This window comes from Nocardia asteroides, from assembly GCA_019930625.1.
Classification (GTDB): domain Bacteria; phylum Actinomycetota; class Actinomycetes; order Mycobacteriales; family Mycobacteriaceae; genus Nocardia; species Nocardia sputi.
In genome coordinates, this window is record CP082844.1 from 4,845,427 (window position 1) to 4,868,617 (window position 23,191).

Genomic DNA, 23,191 nt, shown 5'->3' on the forward strand with positions numbered 1-23,191 from the left:
TGTCGAGCCGCGTTCCACGGGCGGCTGCCTCGCGTGGGCTTCGGACGGATCCGGTCACGGCGCGATCAATGACCGGCGGCGTCCCGCAGCCGCTTGCCTTCTCGGGCTTTGACCCGGCGGTGCTCGGCGACGATCACGAGGATGCCCGCGATGATGCAGACGCCGCTGACGACCCCCGCGATCACCGCCCAGCCCTCGAATCCGTATCCGGCGGCGGTGAGCGTGAGCGCGATGGTCACGATCCCGATCCCGACGAGGATCATGCCCGGCCAGTTGCGGGTGTCCTCGATGGATTCTCCGGCGTGCGTACGGTTGGTGCGGGTGTCGTCGGGAAACGTGTGGCTCCGGGGTGGGTGCTGCTCTCCGGGGCCGGATCCTGCGGTCGGCTCGTTCGGTGCTGGCAGCATCGGAGCTCCTTTCTACTGAGCGACAACGATTTTCGATGCGCGGGCGGCCCCGGGCCCGGACGTTCGCGTCGGGCCGGCCGAGGCGGCCATACCGGTCGAATGCCCGCGTTAGCCCATCCGAAACGGGGGTACGACGTCAGCGAGTCGCCCGATTCTGGGCGCTCGTACTCGAGAGAAGTCCCAGGAGGACCCCGATGACAACAGCACGGGACATCATGACGCCGAACGTGGAATGCGTCCGGTCCAGCGACACGGTGGTAGCGGCCGCGCAGCGCATGGCGGAGTTGAATGTCGGCGCCTTGCCCATCTGCGGCGAAGACGACAAGCTGAAGGGAATGCTCACCGACCGCGACATCGTCGTCAAGGTGATCGCCCAGCGCAAGGACCCGCTCGGGGTCGACGCGGGCGAGCTCGGTGGGGAGCTGGTCACCGTGGACGCCGACGACGACGTGCGCAAGGTCATGTCGGTGATGTCGCAGCATCAGGTACGCCGCGTGCCGGTGCTGGAGCAGGGCCGGCTGGTCGGCATCATCTCGCAGGCCGACGTGGCCACCACCGTCGACAACGAGCAGTCCGGGAGCACGGTGGAGGCGATCTCCACCGACTTCTGAGCCCGATATGTCTCAGACCGCGGCCGGGTGCAGGTCGTAGACCGCGTACGCCGCTCGGATCACCGGCTGGGCGACATTGCGCACCCGGATGCCGCCCGGCGTCGTGCCGCGCTCGGCGCCTGCGTGCGCGTGACCGTGCAGCGCCAGATCGGCGCCGTGTTCATCGATCGCCTCGCCGAGCAGGTAGGAACCGAGGAACGGATAGATCTCCCTCGGCTCGCCGTGCAGCGTGTCGCTGATGGGGGAATAGTGCGTGAGCGCCACGGTGAAGTCGGTGTCCAACGCGGCGAGCGCGTCGCCGAGTGCGGCAGCCACGTCCACGGTGTGCGCGGCGAATTCGCGCATCAGGGGTTCGCCGAAGACGCTCGCGCATTTGCCCGCGAAGCCGCCGCCGAACCCCTTTGTGCCCGCCACCCCCAGCGTGCTGCCGTCTACGTTCAGCGTCACCGAAGTCCCTTCCAGGACCGTGATGCCACGGTCGGTCAGCACGGCGGTGATCTCGTGCTCGGCGTCGCCGTGATAGTCGTGATTGCCGAGGACGGCGACGACCGGCACGCCCAAGTCGGCGAACTCCGCCGCGACGACCCTCGCTTCGTCGACGGTGCCGTGGCGCGTCAGGTCGCCCGCCAGCAGCAGCACGTCGGCTCGCGCGGCGAGCCCGTCGAGGGCGGGCCGCCATTGCCCGCCCGAATCCACGCCCAGATGTACGTCGCCGACCGCGGCTATCCGCATGCCGCTCAACTCCTTTCGGATCCGTCCTGCTCCAGCGTCTCGGTGTCGACAGGCGCCGCGGGACGGGTGACATGGACGTCGTTGTGGATCCGCGCGTGCGGAAGCTGCTCTCGTACGACGGTTTCCATCTGCTGTTTGCGTTGTTCGCTGCTCACCTCGCCGCCGAGCACCACGACGTCGCCGCGAATGGTCACCTGCACACCGAGTTCCGCGGTGCGGGGGTCCTCGGCCAGCGCCCGGCGCAATCGTGCGACCAGGTATTGCGGCTGCTCCATCTACTCCACCTTTCCGGTGCGGGTGATGCCGAGATCGTCCAGCAGGCCGATGAACGCCCGCGCGTAGGGCGAGGCCTTGGTCTGCTCGCGCACCGCTTCCCAGTCCACTTGTTCCCGCAGGTCACGCGCGATGTGCAGGATCGGGCTCAGGTCCAGGCGGTGCGCGTCGAACACCAGCATCTTGTCCACCATGAGGTCGGTGCCGCTGATCACCGGCGCTTTGGCCGGCCCGATCCGCATCACCGTGGCGCGGTCGAGCAGTTCGTCGGTCACATCACGGTCGTTCGGGCGGTGGATCACGTCGACGAGGATGTCGTCGGCATAGACCTTGCGCAGCCAGTTCTCCGGTGGGTCGCACACTCGCAGGCCCGCCCGCGCCAGCGTGTGGATCGCCCGCGCACTGTCCTCCGGTTTGACGAATATGTCGACGTCGTGCTGGGAAGCCGGGCCGCCACGCGCGTAGACCGCACAGCCGCCTGCCACCGCGAACCGGATATCTGTCGCCGCCAAGGCGTTCACCGTGCGGGTGAGCGCATGCAGCAACTGGTCGGTGGTAACAGCCATGCAACGGTGGTACCCGGCAGACGCCGGGTTAATCGACGTTTCACCGGGTATGCGACCGGATATCCGAAGTGCCCGCACGCGTCGTCAGCACCGGGCTTTCGACCATCCTGCTCACGGCACCGGCTCCGGGACGGAAGGGAGCGGCACATGCCCAAGACCACAGCACGCGGCGACGTCGAGAAGTCCGAGTTGCCGAGCACTCTGCGGCGGTCGGAGGCCAAGGCGCAGCGCACCTTCGCCGCGGCGCACGATGCCGCGCTCGAGCAATACGACGGCGACGAGCAGCGCGCATACCGCGTCGCCTATGCCGCGCTGAAACACAGCTACGAGCGAGTCGGCGACCATTGGGAGCCCAAGCCGCACCGCGGTCCCTCGGACGAACGCGCGGAAAGTGGCGGTCCGGACGCGCGGGGTGAGACGGCCGAAGGCGTCGACGCCAACGCGTCGAAGGAGCATCTGCTGGAGATCGCCCGGCGGCTGAACATCCCGGGCCGCTCGCGCATGACCAAGGACGAACTCGTCGAGGCGATCATGAAACGCAATCGCCGGGAGGCAGCGCGTGCCCGGGAATGACGACGGTGACTGGGCACGCCGCGCGCGTGGCGAGACCGAACTCGAACGGCTCGATCGGAACTGGGCCAGCCTGATCCAGGAATTGCGCGTCGTGCAGACCGGTGTGCAATTCCTCTTCGGGGCATTGTTGGTGCTGCCGTTCCAGGCGGCCTTCGCCACCCTGTCGACGGGCATGCGGGCGCTGTACATCGTCACCCTGGCCGCCGCCGTCGGCGCGACGGTCTTCCTGATCGCGCCGGTGTCGTGGCATCGCATCCTGTTCAGGCGGCACCGCCTGGGCAACGTCGTCGCCGCGGCGCACCGCTACGCGATGGCAGGCGTCGCATTGCTCGGCGTCGCGTTGATCGGCGCGGTGATCCTCGTCGTGGACTACGTGACGGGGACTGCCGCGGCGGTAGCCACGGGCGTCGCCACCGTCATGCTGTTCCTGTGGACGTGGCTGGTGGCCCCGTGGCGTTGGCGTGCCGCGTCCGCGCAGGCCCGAGCCGACGACAGTTGATTCACCGGGCCCAGGAGACGACTTCGCCTGCCCGGGCCGGTGCGCCGCGGTGATAGGCGCTGAGCGTTTCGGCCGCGACCCGATCCCAGGAGTTGCGGCCCGCGGTTCGCTGATAGCCCGCGGCGCCCCAGGTGTCGCGCAGCGTCGAGTCCGTGAGCAGCGGTTGCACCGCCCGTACGATCGCGTCGGGTTCGGGTGGGGCGACGAATCGGCCGGTGACGCCGTCGACCACCGTGTCGAGCAGGCCACCGACTGGCGTGGCGACCACCGGCTTCCCGCACGCCATCGCTTCCAGCGCCACTCTGCCGAACGGCTCGTACCACGGGGTGCACAGCACGGCGTCGGCGGAGCGATACAGTCGCGGCAACATCGGCCGCCCCACCGGCCCGGCCAGCCGAAGTCGTTCTCGCACACCATGATCGGAAGCGAGGCGGCGCAGGCGGCGACCTTCGGCGTCGTCTTCGTCGTCGGCGGCGGGGCCGCCGACGATCACCAGTTCGGTGTCCGGGAGGTCCGGCAGCGCCTTGATGACCGGGTCGAATCCGCTGCGCCGCGCCAACTCTCCGGACGCGAGCAATCGGTGCGTGGCGTGCCGATCGGCGGTCGGGCCTTCCGGGGTGAACGTGGTGAGGTCCACACCGCACGGCACGATCGAGATCCGGAACCGGGGCACTCCCATCCTGGCCAGCTCCGCGACCTCGTCGGAGCACGTCGCCACCACGTGCGCCGCCCGCGTCGCGATGAGCCGCTCGAAACGGATGCGCGAACGGGGGCTCGGATCGGCGAGACCTTCGCAGCGCCGCTGGACGGTGCCGAGCCCGTGGAAGGTCAGCACCACCGGTATGCCGTGCGCGCGCGACGCCAACTCGGCGGCGAGCCCGGACTTCCAGTAGTGCGCGTGCGCGATGTCCGGTTGTTCGGCGGCCCAGTGCTTCCGCAGGAACGTGCCGAAGTCTCCCAGGTAAGGCAGTGTCCGATCGATCGGCAGCGGTGTGGGGGGTCCGGCCTCGACGTGCACCACCCGAAATCCGCCCGCGGCGACCAGCTCGGCGGGGGCACGCGCACTGGTGCGGCGGGTATAGACCGTCACCTCGTGCCCACGTCGCACGTACGCCGCCGAAAGTTCGGCTACGTACTGGCCGCGACCGCCCCCGTCGGCGGGACTCTTCTCGGCGAGGGGGCTGGCGTCTTCGGAAACCATGGCAATCTTCACCGGGTGCTCCGTTCTCGTCGTGGGCGTCATCCGGGACGCGCGAATGCGCGCGACTGCCCTACGACCGGCATCGCGTGACGTTCGGGGGATATGTTGGGGTATGCCCGGACGTGGCCCGATGAAACCCCACGTCAGCGGTCGCCTCGCCGGCCGGACGGTCGGTTAGTGCCGGTGAGGGGCGTTCTGGCGGGGTCACGTTCTCCTACCGAACGCTGTCGGGAACGGGGCGACCGTGCCACACTGTAGGAAGGTTGAGATCACAGCCGACCCCGGTTCGACGCTTTCGGCGCAGCCGGTCGATGGGACGGCACGGCAACCGATTCGCGTTCGCGCCGCCCTCGCCCCCAGCCGCCGCGGAGGACTGGATACCCCCTACTCGGGAGGTTCGACTTGTCTGCCATTTCTCTGCTACGGGAGCACGCCGAAGGTGTGCATCTCAATGGTTCGGGACCGGGACGTCGTCGGGACAACCGGTTGTGGGCGCAGCGGGTGGATCGCCGTCGCGAATGCGTCGTGGTCCGAGTCGAAGGCGAGTTGGACGCCGCCGTGTCGGCCGAGTTCTTCGAGACGGTCGACCGTGCGTTGCAGTCACCGTGCGACGCCGTGGTGATCGATCTGCGGGCGGCGAGGTTCATGAGTCTGCGCGCGGCCGCGCGGCTCGGCGCGCTGCGCGGAGACGGGCTGGGCCGTCCGGATCTACGCGTCGTCGCGGGCGGACCGGGAGTGGAGCGGGCACTCGAGGTGACCGGCGTGCGGTCGATGTTCCCGCGCTACACGTCCATGCGGGCGGCCCTGGACGCCTGAGCGGGCCGCCCGCGAGAGGTCCGTGCCGACCGGTGTGACCTGCCGGATCCGGTCACATCGGGCGCGCCGGCATCGGATACTTCAGCGGTGAGTGAGAGTAGGTCGGTTCAGCCCGAGGACGCCTTCGCGCTGGACGGGGTGATCGGTAGGGGAACGCCGCAGAATGTCGGCGGTTTCCGGTTCTGGTTCGCCGACCAGCGATGGGAATGGTCGGACGAGGTCGCGGCGATGCACGGTTACGCACCGGGAGCGGTGACGCCGACGACGGAGTTGCTGCTGACGCACAAACACCCCGACGATCGCGCCGCGGTGGCCAGCGCATTGGCGCGGTCGGTCGCGGACGCCGAGCCGTTCTCCAGCCGCCACCGCATCATCGACACCGCGGGCAGCGTGCACCATGTGATCCTGGTGGCCGATCGGATGGTCGACGAGGCGGGCCGGGCGGTCGGCACCTCCGGGTACTACATCGACGTCACCGACACCCTCGAGGAGCACCGGCAGGAGACGCTGGACGGCGCGCTCCCCGAGCTGTACGCCGCTCGCGCGGTCATCGAACAGGCCAAGGGCGCGCTCATGGTGATCTACGGGGTGGGGCCCGAGCAGGCGTTCCGGGTGCTGAGCTGGCGGTCGCAGGAAACCAATGTCAAATTGCGCAGGCTGGCCGCGCGCCTGGTCGCCGATCTGCCCGGCCTGGAGGGCGTCACGATAGGGCTGCGGACCGAATTCGACCATCTGTTGCTCACCGCACACGAGCGGCTCGACGCCGACTGATCCGCGTTTCGATCCGGCCTCGGCGGGTACGTCCTCCGACGAGGAACGCGGCGGTCTTTCTGGTCCACAGTCCGCGGCGCCTGCGGTGTTTCGGTGGCTGGAGGAGAACCCGCAGCGGTATCCAGGCCACAGTGGAGTGGCTGTGAGGACAAGGTGGTGATGGGCAATGGGGGAGTGGACTTCCCGATCCTTTACCGACACGACGACAGTCGGCGTACGGGTGCCCGCCCGACTGGAACAGCTGACCATGTTGCGCGCGCTCGCCGAGACCGTCGCCCTCATCGCCGACTTCGCCCTGGACGAGGTGACCGACATCCGGTTGGCGCTCGACGAGGTGGCGACCTCGCTCATTCTCGACGCGGCGCCCGGCTCGATGATCGACTGCGAGTTCACCTACGACACCGACAAGATGTTCGTGCACGTGTCCTCGGTCGCGGCGACCGAGTCGGTGGTCGGCCACGCCGGGTTCGGCTGGCACATCGTGCGGACGCTGACCGACTCGATCGCCGCCGCGCAGGGCTCCTACGACAGCGTGCTGGGCGGATACCCCACGGTGATCGACTTCAGCTGGGTGCGGGGTGCCCCGAATGGCGGGTGAGCCGAGGTCGCGGGGAGACTCCTACGACAACATCGAGCCGCTGTTCGAGAAGATCGCCGCTCTGGGTCCCGGCGATCCGCGCCGGGAGGCTCTGCGGCAGGAGTTGATCGAGCGATGCCTGCCGCTGGCCGAGCACATCGCCCGCAAGTTCTCCGGCCGCGGCGAGAACTTCGACGATCTGCTGCAGGTCGCGCGACTGGGGCTGGTGCAGGCCGCGGACCGTTTCGACGTTTCGCGCGGGTCGTCGTTCCTCTCCTTCGCGGTGCCCACCATCATGGGCGAGGTCCGGCGGCATTTCCGGGACAACACCTGGGCCGTTCGGGTGCCGCGCCGGACCAAGGAGATCCAGCTGAGCATCGGTCCGACCATCGAGACGCTGTCGCAGCGACTGGGCCGGATGCCGCGCGCGAGGGAGATCGCCACGGAGCTGGAGGTCGATCTGGTCGAGGTGACCCAGGCTCTGATCGCGGGCAACGCCTACCAGTCCTCGTCCATCGACGCGGTCGCGGGCGAGGACGCCGAGAGCGTCCCGCAGCCGCTGCTGGACAGCCTCGGCACCGAAGAGCCCTCCTATCACTTGGTCGAGGACGTCATGGCGGTGAAACCGCTGCTCGGCGAGCTGCCCGAACGCGAGCGCCAAGTGCTGATCATGCGGTTCTTCGAGTCGTTGACGCAGAACCAGATCGCCGAGCGGCTCGGGGTGTCGCAGATGCACGTCTCGCGCATTCTCTCCAGGACGTTGAACTCGTTGCGCGAGCAGGCGCTGCGGGACTGAACCGCCGCGGAACCGAACTGCTGCGGAATTGAAATCGGGCCTCCTACACCGGGTTCGGCGGGGCCGGGTCCGGCGACGGGCCTGGCAGTCCCGGGTCCGGCGCTGGGCGGCCGGGGTCGGGCAGCGGAGGGGCCGGCGACGGACCGGGCATCGGTGGACGCGGCGCCGGGCCGGGGACAGGTGGCATTGGATCGGGTTTCGGCGTAACGGGATTCGGATCCGGAACGGGGTCCGGCTCGGGGATCGGCGGCACCGGGTCCGGCTCGGGAATGGGCGGCACCGGGTCCGGCTCGGGTGTAGGCGGCACCGGTTCGGGCTCGGGCGTGGGCCGGACCGTCTGTGCCGCGTCGGCGCTGGGCATGCGAACTCCTCCTCTTTCGTCGATCGGCCTGCGCCGCGGCGAAGACGCCGCGATCCGGCCGGTCATCGGCGGGGTTACCCATCGTTCGCTTGCCGAACCGGGCCGGCGCTCACGCTGCCGGCGGTGCGGCCGGGCAGTTTGCGGAATATGCCCCACGGGTAGTCAGACAGGAGCCGGACAACAGATGCCGATGGCTCGAGGAGCTCGTCATGACCGACCAGCGCTGCCCAGGCACCCGTAATCCGTGGTTCGGATCGGGTGGCTCAGGGGCGCCGACCCAGACCGAGGGGATTTCCGTCACCAGGAATCACGACGTCATCCGCCGCTGGGCCGAACAGCGCGGCGCCCGGCCCGCGACCGTTCCGGGCAGCGAGTACGACGGACGGCTCGGCGTGCTGCGGTTCGACTTCCCCGGGTACGGGGGCGCCGTACTGCGCAGGGTCGGATGGGATGAGTGGTTCGCCACGTTCGATGCGCGGAGATTGCGCTTCTGGTATCAGGAGCGTGGCTCCGAAGGCCCGCCGAGCAACTTCAACCGTCTGGAGCCCCCGCGATAGCCGGTGATCCGCTGGAAACCGCGTGAGACCGATCACCGTTGAGTATCCGCGACCGGAGCATCCCTGATATGTGACGCACGGCACGGCAGCGTTGTGAGTTCGGTTATCGGTCCTTCGGTTCGCGCGGGCGGGGAAGCGTCCGATTGTGTCAACGAAAGACCATGTCGCTGAGCATTTTTCATGAGATGGATGCTGCCGGGCGCAATCTCTGCAATGCCGGAACACCGAGCAGCGCCGGTGCCCCGTTCCCTACCGAGCGACCGCGCCGTATAGCGTCGAGAGCCGAACCAAGGGGCCCGCAGCGGTCTGCCGAACGTTTACCGGCCCAGCGCCGCGGGTACTCGGAGCCGAGCAAGGTTGCTCGAAAAGCGGAAGGTCGCGTCGGTATGGGGATGCGGTTGTCCGCATCGTGACGCGCTTTCGCATGTCTGCAAGGGATAAGGTCTTGAGCGCAAACCTGATGATCGTGGAAGACGACGACCGGGTCCGTGGTGCGTTACGGCTGGCCATGGAGGACGAGGGATACGACGTCGACGAAGCGGAGGAAGCCGAGGACGCGCTCACCCATCTGCGTAGCAACGGTGTTCCCGACGTGATGATCGTCGATCTGATGCTCGGTGGCATGGACGGATTCGAATGTATCCGGGAGATCCGCCGCGACCACGACGTCCCGATCATCGTGGTCAGCGCCCGCGACGACACGCACGACGTGGTGGCCGCGCTGGAGGCCGGCGCCGACGATTTCGTCACCAAGCCGTTCGAGATCAAGGAGATCACCGCTCGCATGCGCGCGGTTCGCCGCCGTTCGCGGCTCACCGCCGAACGCGAGACGCCGCAGGAAGTGGTGCTCGAGGCCGATGACACGGCTCCGCTGGTGCTCGCTCGCGACAGTGGCGTAGTACGCCGCGGCGACGAGGAGATCCGGCTGACGCTCACCGAATTCCGTCTGCTGTGTGAACTCGCCGAGTCGCCGGGCCGGGTGCTCAGCCGCACGGTGCTGCTCGAACGTGTCTGGGACCGTGGGTTTTTCGGCGACGAGCGCATCGTGGACGTGCACATGCGGCGGTTGCGCACGAAGATCGAACGGGATCCGTCCGATCCACGCATCGTGGTGACGGTGCGCGGGCTCGGCTACCGCCTCGATGTCCGGCGCTGAGCGCTGGATCGACGCCGAACGCTGGAGTCCGAACGCTTGGAGCCTGCGCGCTCGGGTGACCGCCGCTTTCGCGACGATCGCCGCGCTGATGTCACTGGTGATGGTCGTCTCGGTGTTCGTGATCAGCCGCAGCTATCTGGAAGCGCAGCGACCGCACGCCGGCAGCGCGTCACCGGGAGATCTCAACGCCGATCTCGATCTGCTGCGCAACGTACTGATCGGCTGCGCCGTCGTGGTCACCCTGATCGGCGCGGCGGTCGGCTGGTGGGCGAGCAGGCGGGTGCTGACCCCGCTGCACCAGCTGGCGGGCACCGCCGCGCGGATCGCCTCCGGCGACCTCGGTCAGCGGTTGCCCGCGACCGGTGACCAGGACCTGGCCATCACCGTCGAGTCGTTCAACACGATGGTGGACTCGCTGCAACGGCGCATCGAGCGCGAACACCGGCTCTTCGGCGACGTCAGCCACGAGCTGCGCACGCCGCTGACCACCCTGATGGCCAGCGTCGACGTGCTCAACCGGCACCGCACCGACCTGCCGGAACGTTCACAGCGGGCGCTCGGCTTGGTCACCGCCGAGATCGAGCACCTGCGCAAGCTGCTCGATGATCTGCTCGCGCTCGCGCGGGTGGAAGCGGGCATGCACCACGGCGACGCCGAGCCGCTGTCGGTGCGCGACCTGCTGGTCCACACGCTGTCCGATCGTCGCTACCCGGGCGAGCTGCTCACGGTGCGCCAGGACGTCACCGTGCGCGGCCGCAAAGTGGAGTTGGAACGCGCGGTGGCCAACCTGCTGCACAACGCCGACCGGCACGGCGGCGGTGTGGTCGCGGTCACCGTGGACCGGGACGGCACCGAGGCGGTGCTCACCGTCGACGACGCGGGTCCCGGTGTCGCGCCCGCGGACCGGAGCCGGATCTTCGAGCGATTCGCGACCGCCCGCAGCGGTCGGCGCTCGCCCGGGGGCACGGGCATCGGCCTGGCGTTGGTCGCCGAGACGGTCGCCACCCACGGCGGCCGGGTGGACTGCACCGACCGACCGGGCGGGGGCGCGCGATTCGTCGTGCGGCTGCCCCGGCTCGGCGACATCAATCCGTAATACGACCGTAAAGAAGTCGACTGGTTCACCTCAAAGTCGCTTCGTAAGCCTGGATAAGTACTGCTGATCGACGAGGAGTTGTATGTCACTGCCAACCCTGTCCCCAGCGGAGATCGAGCGATCGCGCGTCGACAAGGCCGCGGCCGCCCTGGGAGCCACGCCGTCCCGGAAAGGCGCCGGACCAGCCGTGGTCCTGCGCACGCCTCGTTTGGGCGACGGCGCTCCGATGTGGCGAATCGCCAAGGATTCCGCGGTGCTCGACGTCAATTCGAGCTACGCGTACCTGCTGTGGTGCCGCGATTTCGCCGGCACCTCGGTGGTCGCCGAGTCGGACGGCCGCGTCGTGGGCTACGTGATCGGATTCGTCCGCCCGCAGGCGCCCGACACCGTCTTTGTCTGGCAGATCGCGGTGGACCGTTCGCAGCGCGGCCGCGGCATCGGCGCCGAGTTGCTGCACACCCTGCTCAACAGTGTGTCGGCCCAGGGTGTTTCGGTTCTCGAAACGACCATCTCGCCGGACAATGCCGGTTCCATCGCGCTGTTCACGTCGGTGGCGCGGGCGAGGGGAGCGGACATGACCAAGCGGCCTCTGTTCGACGCCGGTGTCTTCCCCGACAACCACGCACCCGAAGACCTGTATCGCATCGCCCCGACCGCCCGTACCACCGAGGAGGATCACCGATGATCAACGCCGACACCACCGTTTTCGAGAGCCTGGAGTCGAACGTGCGCGGTTATTGCCGCGCCTGGCCCACCGTGTTCACCACGGCGAAGGGCAGCTGGCTGCGCGATGAGGAAGGCAAGGACTACCTGGACTTCTTCGCGGGCGCCGGTGCGCTCAACTACGGCCACAACAACGACGTGCTCAAGCGCTCGCTGCTGGACTACATCGCCGGTGACGGCATCACCCACGGCCTGGACATGTCGACCGTGGCCAAGCGGGAACTGCTGGAGACGTTGCGCGACACCCTCTTCACCCCGCGCGGGATGGACTACAAGGTCCAGTTCCCCGGCCCGACCGGAGCCAACGCGGTCGAAGCCGCGCTCAAACTGGCGCGCAAAGTCACCGGTCGCGAGACCATCGTCAGTTTCACCAACGCTTTTCACGGCATGACCCTCGGCGCGCTGTCGGTCACCGGCAACGCGGCCAAGCGCGCGGGCGCGGGCGTGCCGCTGGTGCACGCCGCGCACATGCCCTACGACGGTTACTTCGACGGCACCACCGCCGACTTCCAGTGGATGGAGAAGGTGCTCGACGACACGTCCTCCGGCTTCGACCGCCCCGCCGCGGTGATCGTGGAGACCGTGCAGGGCGAGGGCGGCGTCAACGTCGCCCGCGCGGAGTGGCTGCGTCACCTCGCCGGTCTGTGCGCCGATCGGGAGATCCTGCTGATCGTCGACGACGTGCAGATGGGTTGCGGCCGTACCGGCCCGTTCTTCTCCTTCGAGATCGCGGGCATCACGCCCGACATCGTGACGTTGTCGAAGTCGATCGGCGGTTACGGCTTGCCGATGGCCCTGGTGCTGTTCAAGCCGGAACTGGACGAGTGGTCGCCGGGTGAGCACAACGGCACCTTCCGTGGCAACAACCCCGCTTTCGTCACGGCGACGACCGCGCTGCGCCACTACTGGTCCGATGACGCGTTGCAGACCGCGACCAAGGCCAAGGGCGAGAAGATCGCCCGTACCTTGAGTGAGCTGGCCGGATACTTCCCTGGCGTCTCGACCCGCGGCCGCGGCTTGGTGCAGGGCGTGGTGTTCGACGATCCCTCGCAGGCGGGCAAGGTGTGCCAGATCGCCTTCGAGCGCGGTTTGCTGGTGGAGACCTCCGGCTCCACCGACGAGGTGGTGAAGCTGCTGCCGCCGCTGACGGTCACCGAGCAGGAACTCGACCAGGGCCTGCACATCCTCAGCGGGGCGGTCGAGTCGGTGTGCGGCGGGATGGGGGCGATCGCATGATCGTGCGCACGACCGCGGAGATCACCGGCACCGAGCGTGACGTGGCAGGCGAGGGCTGGCGCAGCAAGCGCATCGTCCTCGGCGGCGACGGCGTCGGCTTCTCCTTCCACGAGACCACCATTGACGCGGGGACGGTGCACGAGTTCCACTATGTGCACCACGTGGAAGCGGTGTGGCTCATCGAAGGCACGGGCACGCTGACGGATCTGGACAACGGCGTCGAATACGAACTCGCTCCCGGCTCGATGTACCTGCTCGACGGACACGAACGTCATCGCCTGGAGGTGCGCACCACGATGCGGATGATGTGCGTGTTCAACCCGCCGGTCACCGGGCAGGAGGTTCACGACAGCAACGGCGTCTACCCGCTGGTCGCCGCCGCGACGATCGGAGGTTGAGAACACCAATGGTTCTGCAGCAGACCGAAGCCCCGCTCGAGACGGCTCGCTACGATCGCTACCCGACCCGTCTCGGTGCGGCCGCTCCGCACTTGGAGCGTGCCGACCCCGCGGTGTGGGGGGAGATCGAGAGCCCGGAACTCGCCTCGTTCGACGCCGACGGGTTCGCCATCCTGGACCAGCTGCTCACGCCCGACGAGGTGACCGAGTTCAGCGGTGAGATCAGCAGGCTCGCGAACGACCCGGACCTGCGCGACGACGACCGGGTGATCGTGGAGAAGTCGTCGAACCGGGTGCGCTCGGTCTTCGAAGTGCACAAGCTCAGCGCGGCGATCGACGAACTGGTGCGTCAGCCGCGGGTGCTCCGTTTGGCCGAGCAAGTGCTGGGATCGCAGGTGTACGTGCATCAGAGCCGGGTGAACTACATGCCCGGCTTCCGCGGCACCGGTTTCTACTGGCACTCCGATTTCGAGACCTGGCACGCCGAGGACGGTATGCCCGCTCCGCGCGCGGTGAGCCTGTCGATCGCGCTGACCGACAACTACCCGATCAACGGCAGCCTCATGGTGATGCCGGGCTCGCACCACACTTTCGTGCCGTGCCTGGGCAGCACACCGGCCGAGCACTATCGGGAGTCGTTGCAGGAGCAGGAGATCGGCGTGCCGACGACCGACGACATCACCGCGCTGGCGAACCGGTACGGGATCAGCCAGTTCACCGGCCGGGCGGGCTCGGCGCTGCTGTTCGACTCCAATTTGATGCACGGGTCGTCGAACAACATCACTCCGTTCCCCCGATCGAACATCTTCGTGGTGTTCAACAGCGTGCACAACACGCTGGTGGAGCCGTTCGCCGCGCCCGCGCCGCGACCGGCTTACATCGGCAGCCGCGACTTCACGCCGCTGTCGGCCTGATCGAGGGCCGCCGCCGCGAGCGTGTGACCCACCCGACCAGTGGGCGGGTCACACGCTCGTGGCGTTTCGCGGGACACGAGCGTCCGTAGGCGCGCCGGTCAGGCGAGCCGCCGGATCGCTTCCGGAGTCAGGTCGGCAATCGTGGGGTACCCGTCGACCGCCATGAGCAGATCCGCCTCGGCCAGCAGCGAACGAACCACGTGCACGAGGCCGTCGACGCCGCCGAGGGCGAGTCCGTACGGGTAGGGCCGCCCGATGCCGACGGCCGTCGCCCCGAGCGCCAGCGCTTTGACGATGTCGGCGCCGGTGCGGACGCCGGAGTCGAAAAGCACCGGCAGGCCGTCGGCCGCCGCCACCACCTCCGGGAGATGCTCGATCGCCGGGATGCCGCCGTTGGCCTGCCTGCCGCCGTGATTCGAGCAGTAGATGCCGTCGACGCCCGCGTCCTTGGCTCGCCGCGCGTCGTCGGGATGACAGATGCCCTCGAGGACCAGCGGCAGGTCCGTCAGCGAGCGTAGCCACGCCAGGTCATCCCACGTCAGCGCGTTGCCGAACAGGGAGATCCAAGTGAGGATGGCGGTTTTCGGGTCTTGTTCGGGCGGGCTGGGCAGCAGGGCGCGGAACACCGGATCACTGAAGTAATTGGCCAGGCAGTGTCCTCGCAGCTGCGGAAAGTTCGATACCGCCAGGTCACGGGGGCGCCAGCCGGGCACCCAGGTGTCCAAGGTGACCACGATGGCTCTGAAACCCGCGGCCTCGGCTCGCCGGACCAGGCTTTGTGCGAGGTCGCGGTTGGTCGGGGTATAGAGCTGGAACATCCCGGGGGTGTCGCCGAACTGCGCCGCCACGTCCTCCAGCGGATCGACGGTGAGGGTGGAGGCGACCATCGGGACACCGGTGCGCGCGGCGGCCTTCGCCGTGGCGATGTCACCGTGCCCGTCCTGAGCGCACAAGCCGATCACGCCGACCGGGGCGAGGAAGATCGGCGTCGGCAGCGTCATGCCGAACAGTTCGATGGAGAGGTCCCGTGTCTTGCTCGCGCGCAGCATGCGAGGGATGAGGCCCAGTTTCTCGAAAGCCGTGACGTTGGCGCGCTGGGTGAGCTCGTCGCCCGCCCCTCCCGCCACATACGACCAGATCGCCGGTGGCAGTGCCGCCCGGGCCTTCGCTTCCAGGTCGGCATACGTCATCGGCAGGTCGGGCAGGACACCTCCGAGGCCCTGGAAGTAGATCTCGTTCTGGTAGTCGCCGAAGTTGGTCACGGTGCTCCTGTCCTCGTCTTCGGTGCATGAATGTATCCGATACGTTTCTGTAGCGAGTTCGGTTTCCGGTCAGGCCCGCAGCGCGCGATACAGGGTCAGCCAGCGATCCGGGGAGACCAGTCCGACCGGTTGTTCGAGTGATACTCCGGCCTTATCGCAGGCGCGGCGTACGGCTCGGGAGGGGAATTCCCGCCGCAACGAGGCGGCCAGGCTGCCCCCGACTCCGGAGAAACCCAATTCGACCACGTTGCGGTACTCACCGATCTGCTCGCCCGGCAGCAGCGGATCGGGCCGGGTGCGCAACCGCAGGATGGCGGTGTCGACCTGCGGAACGGGGTGGAAGCTATGCCTGCCGACCTGTGCGCCGAGTCGGATCGCTGTCGTCGGCCAGTGGCCCACGGTGAGTTTGGTCCACCGGCCGTAGTAGCCGGAGTGCTTACGGGCGAACTCGAGCTGGGTGAGCAGGGTCGCGGAGGTGAGTCCTCGCGCGGCCAGACACCAGCGCACGATGTCGGTGGTGATGGCGAACGGCACGTTGGCAACGACCGCGAACGGCTCCCGTGGCGGGCGCGCTTCTCGGAAATCACCCTGGTACAACCGAATTCGCGGATCGTCCGCGTAGCGGCGGCGCAGCAGGGTCGCGTAGCGCGGATCCTTCTCGTAGGCATGGACCCGGCCGGCCGCAGCCAGCAATTGCCTGGTCAGCATGCCGTCGCCGGGGCCGATCTCGAGGACGAGATCGTCGGCGGTAACGCCCGAGGCGCGCACGATCAGCCGGGCGACGCCGGCATCGATGAGGAAGTTCTGCGACAGCCGTTTGCGGGTGGTCGCGGGGTGGCTGCCGCTGTCGCGGGCATGTGAAAGGGAACGATGGCGGGACATGGGTGTCCTCCGAACGGAGTGGTCGAATCAGGAAGGGTGATTCGCCCGGACCCATGCCAGGGCACGTGGAGACCGGCGACCGGTTACCGGCCGCCGTCGCGGATTGCGCTCAACGGATCAGGAGATCGGAGCGATACGGTGCGCCGGCAGAGCCCAGGCCTCCGTACGCAGCCGGATGTAATACGCGCCGACCGCGCACGCTCCGTTCGCACCAGGACTGCCGCACATGCCCCGCAACGTACGTCATCGGTCTATCCGTATGCCACTTGTTTTCCCGGTCGGGTCGGTTCCGGCGCTGTGCCGGACCCCCTCGCGCGTGGCTCAGCGGGAGGTCGGCTGATCCACCGCGTCCGCCTCGTGCTGCTCGGCGGCGTAGGCCCGCCAGGATTTGGCCTCCGCGTGCTTGCCCAGCTGGTCGAGCAGATCGGCGAGTTCGGCGATGGCGCGAGGTTCGCGGCGGTCGGCGGCGGTGCGCCACCAGGATTCGGCTCCGACGGGATCGCCACGCCGTAGTCGTACCATGCCGAGTTCGTATGCCGCCCCGGCATGTCCGGCTTCGGAGGCCTGCGCCCACAGTTCGCATGCTTGTTCTTCCTCGCCACGGCGGTACATCGCGACGCCGAGGTCGTAGAGCGCGCCGCGATAGCCGGGATCGCCCGACTGTCCCGGCTCGCTCGCTCGCGGCGATGCACCTACAGTCGAGGATCTTTCGGCGGGTCGCACCGGTTTGTCCAACGCCGATGCGGTGGTGTGAACCTGAATGCTCGACGCTGCGACCGGCGTACTCGGCATCGGAAGGGTCTGCGTGACCAGTGCGCTGGGATCGTCGGCAGGGTGCTCTGGGGGCGGTGAGTGCGGCGCCTGCGGAGCGGCGGGTGAGTTCGAGACCTCGGGGGCGGAGCGTGGCTGCGCTGGTGGTGGTCCGGAGTCGGGAAGCGAGGCTTCCGCCGGGGACCGGGTGGGGGTGCCGGTCGGGTCGAAAGCGCGAGATGCCTCCGGTGCGGTCCACGGGTTCGTGACCAGGGGCTCGCAATCGGTGGGCGAATTGTTCGCAGCGGCGGAGCCCGGGGAGTGCGGGGCGGGATGAGGTTGCGCTAGCGGAGAATCGGAGTCAGAGGACGAAGTCTCTGCCGGGGATTCGGTGTGGGTGCCGGTCGAGTCGAAAGCGTTGAACGCGTCCGGTGCGGTCCACGGGTTCGTGACCAGGGGGTCGGGATCGGTGCGCGGACCATTCGCGGCGGGCCGAGTGGTAGCGGGGGAAAGGAATTCCGGTGCGGGTGGCGTGTTGCCGATCAGCAGGCCGGAACCACGGCGCGCGGGGTCTTCGGGCGGATGCGTGTGCGCGACCGGAGGGCCGAAGGCGCCGTACGGGTCCGGCGCGGATCTTCCGTTCACAGCCCGGCGCTCGGGCGCCGAGCGTTGCGCGGATTGGCCGGTCTGCTCGTGCGGTAGCCGCGAGCCGGTCGAGGCGGACTCGCCGTCTGTTCCGGAGGCGGCGTCGGCGGCGAGTGAGTCGGGGCCGGTGTGCGTGACGTCGGCCGCGGGCTGTCCGACGAGTGGGCGCGGCAGCGGGTTCGGGTTGTCCGGTGTCGGCGAGCCGAGAGAAGCCTGCGAGGTTTCGGGGGTTGCTCGGGAGGACTGTAAGTTCACGAACAGACTGCCGGGGCGGCGGGGCGGGCCGCTCTGCATAGCTTGCCCGTTCACGCCGTTTCCGGCGGCGGGGGGATGGGCGGCAGGCTGCTCGACGGAAGCTGCCGGTTCGGTCGGAGCGGGTCCGGCGTCGATACGAGGGACCGGCATGGTCGGCGCGGTCGGCGGGCCCGCCGAAGAGGCCGGCGGCGGGGCGGGCGAACTCATGCTGGTCGGGGACGTCGCGGGTGGGGCCGGCGGTTCGGGTGCGACGGCCGTGGGAGCGGTGGACACCTCCACGACCAGGTTCGCGAAGTTCGGCGGTCCCTCGCCGATGCTGCACCACAGGACGATGCGACCGTTGGGCCGGTGCTCGACGACGATGCCGTAGTTACCCGTCCAGGACTTCTGCGTTCCGAATTCGTCCACCCAGACCGGAGTCAGGGTCACCAGAGTCGCCGGCGCGGTCGGCGTGACGTCGAAGCTGACGCCCGCGGCCAGCGCGTCGCTCCACGCGTCGACTCCGGCGAGGGACCGCCCGTGCAGGTCCAGGTAGCCGTCGATGACCGACAGCCCCATCCCGAGCCCGCGCAGTCCGGCGGGCGGCGCGGCGGAAATCATCGTCAAGGTGACGGTGGTAGGCGCTGGGCCGACTTGCTCGGTGTACATCGGGTAGACCATGCTGCCGTGCCAGACGATCGGGTCCGCGCTCTGGTAACGCGCGGCCAGCGGCAGCTCTTCGGGCGTATTCCGGGCAGCCCAGGACGAATACCGCTCGTTCACTGTCGCGCGCCCGCCTTCCACCCGATCCCGACCGCCGCCCCCGCGCCGGGCGGCCGGGTATACCGTACTAGCCGCGAACCAGAACTGCGCCGCAAACCCCTGGCCCTGGGTAATGCCCTGCGCGCAACGCTACCGGGGAGTTCGCACCTTTCCCAATGGTGCGCGGCGGGGCGCCCGACCTATCCGCGCACGCCGGCGTCACCGGTTCCCGGCGGCACGGCGTTCCAGGGTGGCCGAATCCTTTCCCAGCATCCGGAACAGCCGATACATCGGAATCGTGAGCGCCTTTCGCGGAATGCCAAAAGGCTGACCAAGCGCTTGCTACGCTCGATCGATGATCTCCACGGTGGTCTGGGGCACCGGCAATGTCGGCCGCGCGGCCATCCGGGCCGTCGACGCCCATCCGGCGCTGCGCCTGACCGGGGTGCTGGTGCACGATCGGGCGAAGGTCGGTCGCGACGCGGGCGACCTCGGCGGACTCGGTCGACAACTCGGTATCGCCGCCACCGGCGACATCGGCGGAGTTCTCGATGCGCGCCCGGACGCGGTCGTCTACGCGGCCTCCGGCGACATCCGTCCCGACGACGCGCTCGCCGACATCGTGCGCGCACTACGCGTGGGCGCCGTGGTGGTCACACCAGCGCTGTACGCGCTCTACGACCCGCGCAACGCCCCGCCGGAAGTACGCGATCCCGTCCTGGAGGCGATCGCCGCGGGCGGCGGATCGCTGTTCGTCTCCGGCATCGACCCCGGTTGGGGCAACGACGTGCTGCCCCTGCTGATCAGCGGGCTCGGCAGCACGGTCGAGACGATCCGCTGCCAGGAGATCTTCGACTATTCCACCTACGACCAGCCGGACTCGGTGCGCTACCTGGTCGGCATGGGCCAGCCGATGGACTATCAACCGCCGATGCTCGCGCCGTCGGTGCCCGCCATGGTGTGGGGCGGGCAGATCCGGCTGATGGCACGGGCGCTCGGCGTCGAACTCGACGAGATCCGCGAGACGCTGGACCGGCGGGCCCTGGACGCCACCGTCGCCACGGCGTCGATGGGGGAGTTCGCGGTGGGCACGCAGGGCGCCGTGCGTTTCGAGGTCCAAGGCATCGTCGAGGGTCAGCCGCGTCTGGTCATCGAGCATGTCACCCGCATCCATCCGTCCTGTGCCCCCGACTGGCCCGTGCCAGCCGACGGCGGCGCGGGCGCGCACCGGGTGATCATCGAGGGTCACCCGCGCATCGAAGTGACCGTCGAGGCGACCGACGAGGAAGGCAACCGTTCCTCAGGCGGGAACGCCACGGCGGTCGGCCGCCTGGTCGGTGCCATCGATTGGCTGGTCGCCGCGAAGCCCGGACTCTATGACGCACTGGAGGTCCCATTGCGCCCCGCGATCGGCAAACTCGGAAGGAAGCAGCCATGATCATCGACGTTCCCGAGGGGAAGGATCCGATCGGCTATGTGTGGGGTGAGATGGTTCCCGGGATCGGCGTCGCCGCTTCGAACTTCTCACTGTCGGTGTACTCGCACAGCACCCTCGGCCTCCGGGAATTCGAGGCGGCCAGGCTGCGCATCGCCCAGATCAACGGTTGCCTGTTCTGCATGGACTGGCGTACCGAGCGGGACGGGACGAAGGTCGAGCCCGAATTCGCCGAGGCCGTCACGCAGTGGCGGACCACCGACGCCTTCGACGAGCGCACCCGGCTCGCCGCCGAATACGCCGAACGCTACGCCACCGACCACCACAATCTCGACGAAGAGTTCTGGAGCCGGATGCTCGCCCGCTACAGCCAGGCGGAAGTGGTCGAGCTGAGCATGAGCATCGGCTCATGGCTCGCTTTCGGCCGGCTCAACCACGTCCTCGGCCTGGACGCGGTCTGCGTTCTGCCCGGTCATTCCACCGGCCGATGAAATCCGCGCGGGCGGGTCAGGCCGAGATCCTCGAAACCCACGCGGGTTGCCCGTCGACCAGGCCCAGCTCGAACTCCTCGGGAGCGTCGAGCACGGCGCCTAACCGGCACAGCGCTTGATCCGCCGAGATCTCCGCGGGAAAGCGAATGTATTCGAGTGTGGCGCCGGATATCCGGGCCCGGAATCGGTACCGGAATTCGACCTGACCCGCGTAGGTCAGCGCGATGCGGCCCTGCCAGTCGATGTCGTGCCTGCCGTCGGCGCGCCGGGTGAAGAACACTTCCTGGTCGGCGACCGAATCATGGCCGAGAAGATAGATGTTGAACGCCAGGCATTCGACGTCGTCGGCATGCGCCAAGGGGAGCGGATCGACCGTGAGGCGCTGCGGCTGCGGAGATCTCAGCAGGAAAGGACGGCCGGGCGCCGCGGCGCGCAGCCCCGTGGCGTCGTCCTCGCCCCAGTACGTGGACGACAGCGTGCAGCTGCGGTAGTTCTGCCAGACGATCGGCGACAGCCAGCTCTCGCCGTCCTCCTCGTCGTCATCGGGATCGCGTTCGGCGTTGTATGCCGCGGACCGCAGATGCAGATCGAACCACAGGCCGCCGGCCTGGTCCATGCGGCCGGTCCACGCGAACTCTTCGATCGCGTGCCCTTCCGGCCACGGATTTCCCGGGAACACAATTCTCCCGGCGGGCGAAATACGCACCAGGTCGGTCCTTTCCATGCCGACACACCCTAGCGACCGACGCCGACAAACTCGACACGCCAGAACCGGGAACCCGCCCCGGCCGGTTGGGCCTCAGGCGTTGGCAGGCGCCTGCTCCGGTTGGCCCGCGGGCGGCTCGTCCACGGTCCGCTTCGGCCCGGTGAACCAGGTCCGGGCCGACACCAGCCACCAGATGCCGATCGCACCCACCACGACGACCAGGGTGATCGGCGCGTAATTCACGGTATTCCAGGTGAAGTCGCCGTGCCACGGATATCCGCGGGCGTCGGTGGGCAGGATGAACAGGATGCTGATCAGCGTGATCCAGATCAGCGCGACCACACCGATGGGGCGGTACCACTTCCCCAGTTGCCATGGACCGGTGCGGAATCGAGCGCCGTGGCGTTGCCGCAACAGGATCGGAATGCCATAGGCGATGTAGAGCCCGATGGTCGCGACCGACGTGGCCGCGGCGTAGGCGGTCGGCGCGTTCGCGGCGGGTACCAGCATCGACGGAATCAGCAGAACGAAGGCGAAGAACGAGATGAACAGCACCGCGTGCACCGGTACCTTCCGCGCGGAAAGCCTCGACCAGAATTTCGAACCCGGCACCGCGCCGTCGCGCGCGAACGCGAACAGCATCCGGGAAGCCGAGGTCACGGAGGCGTACCCACAGAACAATTGCGCGACCGCCGCGATGATCAGCAGCAGACCCGACCAGAACCCGCTCAGGGAGTTCTCCAGGATGTAGATCACGGGGTACCCGCTGTTCTGCTCCGGATCCAGCGCGTCGTCGAGATCCGGAATGGCGAACGTCACCGCCATGATGAGCAGATAACCGGCGATCGCCGACACGATGATCGTGTTGATGATCCCTTTGGCCGCCATCCGGGACGCGTCGTGCGTCTCCTCCGACATGTGCGCCGAAGCGTCGTAACCGGTGAACGTGTACTGCGCGTGCAGCAGGCCGAGCAGGAAGCTGAACGCGACGCCGCCGAATCCGATCGCGCTGTTGTCGACTGTTTCGGTGAAGACCCATCCGGCGCTCTGATGGTGTTGCGCGCCGAACCCGAGTACGACGACGAAGATCGCCACACCCACGACGTGCCACCACGCGGACACGTTGTTGATCACCGCCGACAGATGCGGGCCGAGCACGTTCGATACCGCGTGCAAGACCAGAATGGCGGCGAAGACGAGAAAGATCGCGGTGCGGTCGGTGCCGATGTCGATGCCGACGACGTTCAGCACGACTGTGGTGAAGATGGCCGCGCCGTAGTCGATCGCCGCGGTGACCGCGATCTGTCCGATCAGGTTGAACCATCCGGTGAACCAGCCCCACACCGGTCCGCCCAGCTCGGACGCCCACCAGTACAGCCCGCCCGAGGTGGGGTACGCGGAGGCCAATTCCGCCATGGCGAGCCCCACGAACAGCACCATGATCGAGACCAATGGCCAACCCCAGGCCATGGTGATCGGGCCGCCGTTGGCCAAACCGATGCCGTAGCTGGCCAGTCCACCGGTGAGGATGGACACGATCGTGAAACTGATGGCGAAATTGGAGAAACCCGACCAGGATCTGGCCAGTTCTTGTTTGTAACCCAGTTCGGCGAGCCGGCGTTCGTCGTCGGAAGGGGATCGGGTTTCGGTCATGTGGTGCTCCCGGGTGAAAACGCTGCCCTCATACCGCGTTTGTCAGAAGAACAGTGTGGAGTACCGATCGGTCGGCCGCAGGGCAACCGGCAAAGTCGCGAAACGGCG

24 protein-coding genes and 1 pseudogene are annotated in these 23,191 nt (G+C 68.3%); 16 read left to right on the forward strand and 9 right to left on the reverse strand.

Annotation, left to right across the window (positions count from 1 at the left end; translation table 11 throughout):
- Window positions 1–65: 65 nt before the first annotated feature.
- Entirely contained in the window at window positions 66–407 is a 342-nt protein-coding gene (locus K8O92_22425) for a hypothetical protein (protein UAK30646.1), read from the reverse strand.
- Between the two features lie 194 nt (window positions 408–601).
- On the opposite strand from K8O92_22425, the gene K8O92_22430 reads away from it, so the two are divergent.
- Window positions 602–1,018, forward strand: a complete 417-nt coding sequence (locus tag K8O92_22430; GenBank protein UAK30647.1) for a CBS domain-containing protein — start codon at window positions 602–604, stop codon at window positions 1,016–1,018.
- Between the two features lie 12 nt (window positions 1,019–1,030).
- On the opposite strand, the gene K8O92_22435 is transcribed toward K8O92_22430, so the two are convergent.
- Window positions 1,031–1,750 carry a metallophosphoesterase gene (locus K8O92_22435; GenBank protein UAK30648.1) on the reverse strand — a complete coding sequence of 240 codons (720 nt, stop codon included), beginning with the start codon at window positions 1,748–1,750 and terminating at the stop codon, window positions 1,031–1,033.
- 5 nt (window positions 1,751–1,755) lie between these two features.
- A pseudogene (locus tag K8O92_22440) lies at window positions 1,756–2,589 on the reverse strand (nucleotidyltransferase).
- Window positions 2,590–2,736: 147 nt separating this feature from the next.
- Between K8O92_22440 and K8O92_22445 the strand changes: the two are divergent.
- Both K8O92_22445 and K8O92_22450 read left to right on the forward strand, forming a co-directional pair.
- Window positions 2,737–3,162: a ChaB family protein gene (locus K8O92_22445; protein UAK30649.1), complete on the forward strand. Its 426-nt coding sequence runs from the start codon at window positions 2,737–2,739 to the stop codon at window positions 3,160–3,162.
- Window positions 3,149–3,661 (forward strand): DUF6328 family protein, encoded by a 513-nt coding sequence (locus K8O92_22450; protein ID UAK30650.1) that lies wholly within the window; start codon window positions 3,149–3,151, stop codon window positions 3,659–3,661. Before K8O92_22445 ends, K8O92_22450 begins: the two co-directional genes overlap by 14 nt.
- A gap of 1 nt (window position 3,662) precedes the next feature.
- On the opposite strand, the gene K8O92_22455 is transcribed toward K8O92_22450, so the two are convergent.
- Window positions 3,663–4,874: a glycosyltransferase gene (locus K8O92_22455; GenBank protein UAK30651.1), complete on the reverse strand. Its 1,212-nt coding sequence runs from the start codon at window positions 4,872–4,874 to the stop codon at window positions 3,663–3,665.
- 390 nt (window positions 4,875–5,264) lie between these two features.
- Here K8O92_22455 and K8O92_22460 point away from each other — a divergent pair, with 390 nt between their 5' ends.
- The 11 genes from K8O92_22460 (at window position 5,265) to thpD (ending at window position 14,263) form a co-directional block, all read left to right on the forward strand.
- Window positions 5,265–5,678 carry an STAS domain-containing protein gene (locus K8O92_22460; GenBank protein UAK30652.1) on the forward strand — a complete coding sequence of 138 codons (414 nt, stop codon included), beginning with the start codon at window positions 5,265–5,267 and terminating at the stop codon, window positions 5,676–5,678.
- Between the two features lie 87 nt (window positions 5,679–5,765).
- Window positions 5,766–6,449, forward strand: a complete 684-nt coding sequence (locus K8O92_22465; protein UAK30653.1) for a PAS and ANTAR domain-containing protein — start codon at window positions 5,766–5,768, stop codon at window positions 6,447–6,449.
- A 166-nt stretch (window positions 6,450–6,615) separates the two neighbouring features.
- The gene (locus K8O92_22470) at window positions 6,616–7,047 is read left to right on the forward strand and encodes an ATP-binding protein (GenBank protein ID UAK30654.1); all 432 of its coding nucleotides are present in this window, start codon (window positions 6,616–6,618) and stop codon (window positions 7,045–7,047) included.
- The gene (locus tag K8O92_22475) at window positions 7,037–7,822 is read left to right on the forward strand and encodes an RNA polymerase sigma factor SigF (GenBank protein ID UAK30655.1); all 786 of its coding nucleotides are present in this window, start codon (window positions 7,037–7,039) and stop codon (window positions 7,820–7,822) included. Before K8O92_22470 ends, K8O92_22475 begins: the two co-directional genes overlap by 11 nt.
- A gap of 651 nt (window positions 7,823–8,473) precedes the next feature.
- The gene (locus K8O92_22480; protein UAK35879.1) at window positions 8,474–8,740 is read left to right on the forward strand and encodes a hypothetical protein; all 267 of its coding nucleotides are present in this window, start codon (window positions 8,474–8,476) and stop codon (window positions 8,738–8,740) included.
- 445 nt (window positions 8,741–9,185) lie between these two features.
- Window positions 9,186–9,896, forward strand: a complete 711-nt coding sequence (locus tag K8O92_22485; GenBank protein ID UAK30656.1) for a response regulator transcription factor — start codon at window positions 9,186–9,188, stop codon at window positions 9,894–9,896.
- On the forward strand, window positions 9,883–10,992 hold the full coding sequence (locus K8O92_22490; protein ID UAK30657.1) for a HAMP domain-containing histidine kinase: 1,110 nt from the start codon (window positions 9,883–9,885) through the stop codon (window positions 10,990–10,992). Before K8O92_22485 ends, K8O92_22490 begins: the two co-directional genes overlap by 14 nt.
- An 82-nt stretch (window positions 10,993–11,074) precedes the next feature.
- A complete protein-coding gene (ectA, locus tag K8O92_22495) occupies window positions 11,075–11,677 on the forward strand; it encodes a diaminobutyrate acetyltransferase (GenBank protein UAK30658.1) in 603 nt (200 codons plus the stop codon).
- A complete protein-coding gene (gene ectB, locus K8O92_22500; GenBank protein ID UAK30659.1) occupies window positions 11,674–12,951 on the forward strand; it encodes a diaminobutyrate--2-oxoglutarate transaminase in 1,278 nt (425 codons plus the stop codon). Before ectA ends, ectB begins: the two co-directional genes overlap by 4 nt.
- Entirely contained in the window at window positions 12,948–13,349 is a 402-nt protein-coding gene (locus K8O92_22505; protein ID UAK30660.1) for an ectoine synthase, read from the forward strand. The genes ectB and K8O92_22505 overlap by 4 nt, the downstream gene beginning before the upstream one ends.
- 8 nt (window positions 13,350–13,357) lie before the next feature.
- On the forward strand, window positions 13,358–14,263 hold the full coding sequence (thpD, locus tag K8O92_22510; GenBank protein UAK30661.1) for an ectoine hydroxylase: 906 nt from the start codon (window positions 13,358–13,360) through the stop codon (window positions 14,261–14,263).
- Between the two features lie 98 nt (window positions 14,264–14,361).
- Here the strand turns inward: thpD and K8O92_22515 are convergent, their stop codons facing one another.
- From K8O92_22515 to K8O92_22525, 3 genes are all read right to left on the reverse strand, one after another.
- Window positions 14,362–15,525, reverse strand: a complete 1,164-nt coding sequence (locus tag K8O92_22515; protein UAK30662.1) for a lactate 2-monooxygenase — start codon at window positions 15,523–15,525, stop codon at window positions 14,362–14,364.
- Between the two features lie 69 nt (window positions 15,526–15,594).
- On the reverse strand, window positions 15,595–16,407 hold the full coding sequence (gene erm / locus K8O92_22520) for a 23S ribosomal RNA methyltransferase Erm (protein ID UAK30663.1): 813 nt from the start codon (window positions 16,405–16,407) through the stop codon (window positions 15,595–15,597).
- A gap of 321 nt (window positions 16,408–16,728) precedes the next feature.
- On the reverse strand, window positions 16,729–18,819 hold the full coding sequence (locus tag K8O92_22525; GenBank protein ID UAK30664.1) for a hypothetical protein: 2,091 nt from the start codon (window positions 18,817–18,819) through the stop codon (window positions 16,729–16,731).
- Window positions 18,820–19,153: 334 nt separating this feature from the next.
- Between K8O92_22525 and K8O92_22530 the strand changes: the two genes are divergently transcribed.
- Both K8O92_22530 and K8O92_22535 read left to right on the forward strand, forming a co-directional pair.
- The gene (locus K8O92_22530; protein UAK30665.1) at window positions 19,154–20,236 is read left to right on the forward strand and encodes a dihydrodipicolinate reductase; all 1,083 of its coding nucleotides are present in this window, start codon (window positions 19,154–19,156) and stop codon (window positions 20,234–20,236) included.
- Complete coding sequence (locus K8O92_22535) at window positions 20,233–20,724, forward strand: carboxymuconolactone decarboxylase family protein (GenBank protein ID UAK30666.1); 492 nt, start codon at window positions 20,233–20,235, stop codon at window positions 20,722–20,724. Before K8O92_22530 ends, K8O92_22535 begins: the two co-directional genes overlap by 4 nt.
- 16 nt (window positions 20,725–20,740) lie before the next feature.
- On the opposite strand, the gene K8O92_22540 is transcribed toward K8O92_22535, so the two are convergent.
- Both K8O92_22540 and K8O92_22545 read right to left on the reverse strand, forming a co-directional pair.
- Window positions 20,741–21,448: a hypothetical protein gene (locus K8O92_22540; protein ID UAK30667.1), complete on the reverse strand. Its 708-nt coding sequence runs from the start codon at window positions 21,446–21,448 to the stop codon at window positions 20,741–20,743.
- Window positions 21,449–21,523: 75 nt separating this feature from the next.
- Window positions 21,524–23,083 (reverse strand): amino acid permease, encoded by a 1,560-nt coding sequence (locus K8O92_22545; protein UAK30668.1) that lies wholly within the window; start codon window positions 23,081–23,083, stop codon window positions 21,524–21,526.
- Between the last annotated feature and the right edge of the window lie 108 nt (window positions 23,084–23,191).